Below are 1,721 nucleotides of genomic sequence, written 5' to 3' on the forward strand. Positions count from 1 at the left end.
ACGGTGTTGATGTCGGCGCCGGACTCAAGGAGCCTCGTCGCAAAGGTTCGGCGAAGATCATGCGGCGTGAAGGACGAAACCCGAGATTCGTCTGCCCTGGCGCGCAGCAGCTGATGGATGGCGCCAGCCGTAATCGCCCGGCAGGGCTGGATGTTGTCGCCCTACTTCCACCGCCCCTGCCGTCAGCATGGCACACTTTGGCCCTCGCGCAACATCCGGATGATCCACCTCTCCGCGTCGTCAACGCCGAACCACGGAATTCTTCTGTTGAGGGCCGCGTAGACCGTGGCCGGCATCGGCACCTCAACGGTGTTGTGCGCCATCATGCTCCAGGCCACGGGAACTCTGGTGCCGTCGACAGACGGGACCCGGGAATACCACGCTCCCGGCACTACGGACGTCGTGAGCCAGGCATCGTCGATCGCCATGATCTTCATGAGTGCCTCAATGCTGAGCTCGTAATGAAGTTCGCCGTCAATCTCTTCAATTTCCGTATCGACCCACACGGTCTTTACGGTCCCGTTCACGATGCTGATGATTCCCATAGACGGAGACCAATGGGTCAAACCCAAATCTTCCGCCAAAGCGCCCACCACGTTCAGGACCAGATGGGGCTTCGGCTCGAGTTCCAGGCGCACCGTTGCGGGCTCGGCTGAAGATCCGAGCAGCGCCCGCTCCTTTTCGCTCAGACGTGCAACGCTCGGCAGCTTGATGTCATGCCTCATGTCGCTGGCAGAGAACCGGTCCCAGACCTTCGTGACTTTTTCTCTGTCCCCCTTCTTCACTCTGATGCGCCATCCCCGCGGACTCTCCTCGGCCCCGGGCTCGATGATCGCACAGCGTCCGGATGCGACCGCCAGCCTATGCCCGATGATGAGGGACGGAAGGTCCCAATCAGCCTGCTCTGCGTCATCAGTTCTCCCCTTGAGGAGGTGCTCGTTGATGAAGGCGATCGAGTCGGGATTGGCCTTTGCAAGGCCTTCGCAGAGCATCTCATAGCCTTCCGAATCCGTCTCCTTGAGGAACGCAGCGGCAATCCTCACCATCTTCGAACAAAGGACGACAGGTTCACTGCCCTTGTCGGACGAGGCCGCACATTCCTTGTTGAAATCCTGCATTCACGAACTCCTTGATGAAACTCTACTCCCTGAAGCAGTGGACAGTGGCTGACTTGAGGAAAGCTGCCGCCGATTGATTCCATCCTCGTCAGACATTATCTTCCGAGACACTCCCTCTCTTTCTTCCCGATTCCTGATGAGTTCATTATGAGGACCTCGTGCGTCAACATCTGTCGCACGGAAAATCCCGCAGGCCGCCTTCTTTCGCCGTCGTCTCGGGTGCCCTCCATATCCCCGACAACAAGACGGGAGTTTGAAGTCTGGTGGCGGCTTCGCAGGACAAAAGCCGTCTCTAGCAGACATCTCTCCATGGCTGATCGTGTCGACCTGACTGTTGCTCCCCTTTTTAGAACGTCGTTCTCGCTCAGCGGAACGGTTGGACTCTCTATGTTGAGATGGGCATTGAGGTCAGGACACGGTGAAGGCCCCTACGTCAAGCAATAGGGCCGGGCCTCGCAGCGACTGATCAGAATAAAACAGCGGCCTGCAGCTCCGAAGAACTGCAGGCCGTTTTCAGTCATCCGCAGGTGATGTCACCTGCTTCAAAACCCGAAGGCTTAGAAGTTGAGGCGGACGTTGGCGAAGATGCCGTGCGTGTTGATG

At 58.2% G+C, this 1,721-nt stretch carries 2 protein-coding genes; both read right to left on the minus strand.

Features of this window, described 5'->3' with window-relative positions; translation table 11 throughout:
• On the minus strand, positions 1 to 152 hold a 152-nt coding region (locus HMPREF3036_RS12625), incomplete at its 3' end, for a tyrosine-type recombinase/integrase (protein WP_156469826.1).
• Positions 153 to 182: 30 nt separating this feature from the next.
• Complete coding sequence (locus HMPREF3036_RS10980; RefSeq protein WP_062334494.1) at positions 183 to 1,118, minus strand: hypothetical protein; 936 nt, start codon at positions 1,116 to 1,118, stop codon at positions 183 to 185.
• Between the last annotated feature and the right edge of the window lie 603 nt (positions 1,119 to 1,721).

This window comes from Sutterella sp. KLE1602 (genome assembly GCF_001578585.1).
Lineage (GTDB): Bacteria > Pseudomonadota > Gammaproteobacteria > Burkholderiales > Burkholderiaceae_F > Sutterella > Sutterella wadsworthensis_A.